Source organism: Streptomyces sp. 8K308 (genome assembly GCF_004348315.1).
Lineage (GTDB): Bacteria > Actinomycetota > Actinomycetes > Streptomycetales > Streptomycetaceae > Streptomyces.
Genome location: NZ_SMKC01000404.1, coordinates 1 through 5,861, shown reverse-complemented (window position 1 = coordinate 5,861; position 5,861 = coordinate 1). Strand labels below are relative to the sequence as shown.

The 5,861-nt window shown below is 72.2% G+C and carries 4 protein-coding genes; all 4 read right to left on the bottom strand.

Annotated elements, in window-relative coordinates; all coding sequences use genetic code 11:
• Positions 1-9 precede the first annotated feature (9 nt).
• Positions 10-1,143 (bottom strand): DNA replication/repair protein RecF, encoded by a 1,134-nt coding sequence (recF, locus tag E1265_RS32565; protein ID WP_132934562.1) that lies wholly within the window; start codon positions 1,141-1,143, stop codon positions 10-12.
• A gap of 21 nt (positions 1,144-1,164) precedes the next feature.
• On the bottom strand, positions 1,165-2,040 hold the full coding sequence (gene gnd, locus E1265_RS32560) for a phosphogluconate dehydrogenase (NAD(+)-dependent, decarboxylating) (protein WP_132934561.1): 876 nt from the start codon (positions 2,038-2,040) through the stop codon (positions 1,165-1,167).
• A gap of 604 nt (positions 2,041-2,644) precedes the next feature.
• Positions 2,645-3,775 (bottom strand): DNA polymerase III subunit beta, encoded by a 1,131-nt coding sequence (dnaN, locus tag E1265_RS32555; protein ID WP_132934560.1) that lies wholly within the window; start codon positions 3,773-3,775, stop codon positions 2,645-2,647.
• A gap of 795 nt (positions 3,776-4,570) precedes the next feature.
• A partial coding sequence (dnaA, locus tag E1265_RS32550; RefSeq protein ID WP_243741271.1) for a chromosomal replication initiator protein DnaA occupies positions 4,571-5,861 on the bottom strand: 1,291 nt, incomplete at its 5' end.

Genomic DNA, 5,861 nt, shown 5'->3' with positions numbered 1-5,861 from the left:
CCCGAGCCCTCAGCCACGCTCGACCCGCCCCTCGGAGACCGCGAACCGCGCCCCGGCGAGCACCGCGGGCACGTCCTGCTCCACCGCCGCCGTCACCAACACCTGCTCGCCAGGCGCCACCAGCTCGGCCAGCCGCTCCCGGCGCCGAGCGTCCAACTCCGCGAACACGTCGTCCAACACCAGCACCGGCTCGGGCCCCTCCTCCTTCAACAGGCCGAACGACGCGAGCCGCAGCGCGAGCGCCAACGACCAGGACTCGCCGTGACTGGCGTAGCCCTTCGCCGGGAACTCCCCGAGCCGCAACAGCAGATCGTCCCGGTGCGGGCCGACCAGCGTCACCCCGCGCTCGATCTCCTGCGACCTGGCGCCAGCGAGCGCGCCGAGCAGCAGCTCGTACAGCTCCTCGCGGGAGGCCGCCGCGAGCTCGGCCGGCTCGCCGGCGGGGCCCCGGTACTCGAGGCCGACCGGGCCACCGCCCGGGGCCAGCTCCTCGTACGCCTTGTCCGCCAGCGGCCGCAGCGCCGAGACCAGCGCCAGGCGCTGCCCGAGGAGCTCGGCGCCGGCGCGCGCCAGATGCTGGTCCCACACGTCGAGCGTGGACAGGTCGGCGCCACGGCCGCCGTGCCGCCTGGCCATCGCGGCCGACTTCAACAACGAGTTCCGCTGCTTGAGCACCCGCTCGTAGTCGGCGCGCACCCCGGCGAGACGCGGGGCGCGCGCGGTGACCAGCTCGTCGAGGAACCGGCGGCGCTCGCCGGGATCCCCCTTCACCAGGTGCAGGTCCTCGGGCGCGAACAGCACGGTGCGGACCACGCCGAGCACGTCGCGCGGACGGATTTGGGTCGAGCGGTTGAGCCGGGCCCGGTTGGCCCGACCCGGGTTCAGCTCCAACTCGACCAGCTGGCGCCGCTCCCCCTCGACCACCGCCGCCCTGATCACCGCCCGGTCGGCGCCGCCCCGCACCAGGGGCACGTCTGACGAGACCCGGTGGCTGCCGAGCGTCGCCAGATAGCCGACGGCCTCCACCAGGTTGGTCTTGCCCTGGCCGTTGGGCCCGACGAAGGTGGACACGCCGCGGTCGAGCTCCACCTCGGCCCGGGCGTAGGACCGGAAGTCGGCGAGTGACAGATGCGTGACGTGCACGGCGCCGGCCCCCGAATGCCCTTACTTGCTCTCGACCGCGTGCCCGCCGAACTGGTTGCGCAGCGCGGCGATCATCTTCATCTGCGGCGAGTCGTCCTGCCGGGACGAGAAGCGCGCGAAGAGGGAGGCCGTGATCGCGGGCAGCGGAACCGCGTTGTCGATCGCCGCCTCGACCGTCCACCGGCCCTCGCCGGAGTCGGCCGCGTAGCCCTTGAGCTGGGCCAGGTGCTCGTCCTCGTCCAGCGCGCGCACGGCCAGGTCGAGCAGCCAGGACCTGATGACCGTGCCCTCCTGCCAGGACCTGAACACCTCGCGCACGTCCGTGACCTCGTCGACGGCCTCGAGCAGCTCCCAGCCCTCGGCGAAGGCCTGCATCATGGCGTACTCGATGCCGTTGTGCACCATCTTGGCGAAGTGGCCGGCGCCGACCTTGCCCGCGTGCACGGCGCCGAACTCGCCGGCCGGCTTGAGGGCGTCGAAGATCGGCTGGACCCTGCCCACGTGCTCGGCATCACCGCCGTACATCAGGGCGTAGCCGTTCTCCAGGCCCCAGACGCCGCCGGAGACCCCGCAGTCCACGAAGCCGATGCCCTTGGCGGCCAGTTGCTCGGCGTGCCTGGCGTCGTCCGTCCACCGGGAGTTCCCGCCGTCCACGACGACGTCGCCGGGGGACAGCAGCTCGGCGAGCTCGTCCACCGTGGACTGGGTGGCCGCGCCGGCCGGCACCATCAGCCACACGACCCGGGGCGCGGCGAGCGTGTCCACCAGGTCCTTGAGGCTGTGCACGTCGGCGACGTCCGCCTCGTGCGAGAAACCCACCACGGTGTGACCGGCTCGGCGGATGCGTTCGCGCATGTTCCCGCCCATCTTGCCGAGACCGACGAGACCGAGCTCCATCAGGACTCCTTCAAAACGTTGTGCTATCCCCCCGAGCCTACGCCGGCCACCCTGCGGGCAGCGAAGCCGCGGCCAGCGGGCGGCGAGGCCACGCGCGGCCTGTACGGGGCGACGCAAGCCGCCACGTGCGACGCCGGGCGCACAGCGGGGCCAGGTCAGCGCCCGCGCGGCCCGGACGGCCGCGTGGCTCCCCTCGTCGCGGGCGATCGCCGGCACCGCCCAGCGGGCTCGGCGGCTCCGCGGGAGTACCGCCGCGAAGCGGCCGGTCGACCGGCCGCGCCTCGCTCCCGGGGCGCGAGGCGGAACACCCGCGTAGCCCGGACCGCCAGCGCCGCCCCCGGCCGCCAGGCCGGTCGCGCTCCGCGGCGGCGGGCCACGGCCGATCGCCGGGAGCTGGCCTGCCGCCGGCTCGGCCCGCCCACAGCGGGCTGGCGCGCCGAGCGCGAGCCGGGCCACAGCCGGGAGGGCGGGGCCGCCAGGTCGGTCCGGTTCGCGGCCCGCGCCGCGCGGCGTGAACGCGCCGGCCGGCGAATTCGCCCCCCGCGTGGCGGGGGCGGCGGTGCGGCCAGGCGGGCCGCCGGGCCCGCCACGGCCCGGCCCGGCCTCAACCGCTCAGGCGAACCGGCATGATCAGGTACTTGTACGCCTCGTCCGCCTCCGCGTCCGCCGCCGGGCGGCCGCTCAGCAGCGCCGGCTTGGTCGAGGTGGTGAACGAGAGCTGCGCCACCGGGGAGTCGATCGCGCTCAGGCCCTCGAGCAGGAAGCCGGGATTGAAGGCGATCGAGATGTCGTCGCCATCCAGCTTCGCGTCCACCCGCTCCACAGCCTGTGCGTCGTCACTCGAGCCGGCCTCCAGGGTCAGCACGCCCTGCTCGAAGCTGAGCCGCACCGGGGTGTTCCGCTCGGCGACCAGCGCCACGCGCTTGACCGCCTCGACGAACGGCGCCGTCTCGATCACGGCCACCGAGTTGAACTCGGTCGGGAACAGCGTCCGGTACTTCGGCAGGTCGCCCTCGAGCAGCCGCGTGGTGGTGCGCCGGCCGGCGCCCTCGAAACCGATCAGGCCCTCGCCGGAGCCGGAGCCGGAGAGCGCCAGCGAGACGGTCTCGCCGCCGCTGAGCGACTTGGCCGTGTCGAGCAGCGTCTTGGCGGGGACCAGGGCCACCGCCGAGACATCGGCCACCTCGGGCTTCCACAGGAACTCCCGCACCGCGAACCGGTACCGGTCGGTGGAGGCCAGGGTGACCGTGTCGCCCTCGATCTCGATCCGCACGCCGGTGAGCACCGGCAGCGTGTCGTCCCGACCGGCGGCGATGGCCACCTGGGAGACGGCGGAGGCGAACACCTCGCCCGAGACCGTGCCGGTGGCCACCGGCATCTGGGGAAGCGCCGGGTACTCCTCGACCGGCAGCGTGTGGAGGGTGAACCGCGAGGAGCCGCAGACCACGCTCACCCGGACGCCGTCGGAGGAGATCTCCACCGGACGGTTCGGCAGGGCGCGGCAGATGTCGGCGAGCAGCCGGCCGGAGACCAGCACGGTGCCCTCGTCCTCGACGTCCACGTCGACCGAGACCCGGGCCGACACCTCGTAGTCGAAGCCGGAGAGGCTCAGCGCGCCCTCCTCCGCCTTCAGCAGTAGGCCCGCGAGCACCGGGACCGGCGGTCGGGCCGGCAGGCTGCGGGCGGCCCAGGCCACCGCCTCGGCGAGCACGTCGCGTTCCACCCGGATCTTCACTTCAGCCGCCTCCCGCTGTCTTCAGGCCGTGCGCCCTGCCGGCTTCCTGTCGGGGCACCAGTCTGGCGCACGCCTCTGACAGTAGGGGCTTCCGTGGGTCAAATCGACTCGGGATGGGTAGACCGGCTCCGGGCTCACTTGTCCACAGCGCCCACTTCGAAACGAGTCTCGGCCTCTAACTGTGTAGTCGTAGTAGTAGGGCCTGTGGATACGGTGGATAACTCCGTCTTCCCAGCTCAGCCGCCGTTTTTTGTCCACATCGCCTGTGGGTGGAGCGGTGGATGAAGCGGGGGTCGCTGTGGATGAACGGCGGTCTTCCACAGCCCGTCCACAGCGCCGGCCGGGTTATCCACGGCTCTGTCCCCAGTTTCCGCCGAGTTCTCAACAGGGCCCGGTCCACTCCACTGTGAGCTGATTCACTCCTGCCGGTGAGGCGGCGCGTTGCGTTGCCGAACAGTGGACAGAGCTGTGGATTACCTGTGCACAACCGCCCCTTAGCTGTGGATCACCGAGTCATGGCGGTGGACAACGCGATCGGCGTCCCCGCCGGCCGGTGCCTCGTCCACAGTCTGTGGACGAGGGTTTCCCACATTTCCACACCCGGCTGACCTGCGAACTCGCCCTCTCCCCGGCCACCCTGTGGACGGGGATCTGGACAACTCGCGGCACCCACAGGGTGTGGACGGCGACATCGCGGCGAAGCTGTGGACAACTGCCGTTCCCCGGGCGGAAATCGAACGGCGCCCCCGAGGTGTCCTCGGGGGCGCCGTGGCGGTGGACCGGTGCGGCGGGCGGTCAGCCGCCGTTCTTGATGCGGTTGGTGAGCTCGGTGACCTGGTTGAAGATGGGGCGTCGCTCGGCCATCAGCGACCTGATCTTCCGGTCGGCGTGCATGACCGTCGTGTGGTCGCGGCCGCCGAAGTACTGCCCGATCTTCGGCAACGACAGGTCGGTGAGCTCCCGGCACAGGTACATCGCGATCTGCCGGGCGGTGACCAGGATGCGGCTGCGCGAGGAGCCGATCAGGTCCTCGACCGTGAGCCCGAAGTACTCCGCCACCGCCGAGACGATGGCGTCGATGGTGATCTCCGGCGTGGCGTGCTCGCCGCCCGGGATCAGGTCCTTGAGCACGATCTCGGTGAGCCCCAGGTCCACCGGCTGCCGGTTGAGGCTGGCGAAGGCCGTGACCCGGATCAGCGCGCCCTCGAGTTCGCGGATGTTGCGCGAGATCCGGGACGCGATGAACTCCAGCACCTCGGGTGGGGCGTTGAGCTGCTCCTGCACCGCCTTCTTGCGGAGGATCGCGATGCGCGTCTCGAGCTCGGGCGGCTGGACGTCGGTGATCAGGCCCCACTCGAAGCGGTTGCGGAGCCGGTCCTCCAGGGTGATCAGCTGCTTGGGCGGCCGGTCGGAGGAGAGCACGATCTGCTTGTTGGCGTTGTGCAGGGTGTTGAAGGTGTGGAAGAACTCCTCCTGCGTGGACTCCTTGCTGGCCAGGAACTGGATGTCGTCGACCAGCAGGATGTCCATGTCCCGGTAGCGCTTGCGGAACGCGTCCGCCTTGCCGTCCCGGATCGAGTTGATGAACTCGTTGGTGAACTCCTCGGAGCTCACGTACCGCACCCGGGTGCCGGGGTAGAGGCTGCGCGCGTAGTGGCCGATGGCGTGGAGCAGGTGCGTCTTGCCGAGGCCCGACTCGCCGTAGATGAAGAGCGGGTTGTACGCCTTGGCCGGCGCCTCGGCGACGGCCACCGCGGCCGCGTGCGCGAACCGGTTGGAGGCGCCGATGACGAAGGTGTCGAAGAGGTACTTGGGGTTGAGCCGCGCGGTCGGCTCGGCCGCTCTGCCGCTCGACGACGCGGGGGCCGGCGGCCGGCCCACGGGCGGGCCTCCGGCGGCCGGCGGGCCCGGCTGGTCGGGCACGGCCGGCGCCCCGACCGGCTCGACGGGGCCGGCCGCCGGCGGGTAGCGGTGCTCGGGCTCGGGCGGGTCGAAGCCCTCGTGCCGGGCATAGGGGTATCCGGAGTGCCCGTGGTGTGGCTGCTGCCAGCTCATCGACCGGTCGGCGGGGCGCGGGGCCCGTGGG

Excerpts from the sequence above, each read along its gene's own strand:
- gnd (WP_132934561.1), bottom strand. The coding sequence starts at position 2,040 with ATGGAGCTCGGTCTCGTCGGTCTCGGCAAGATGGGCGGGAACATGCGC.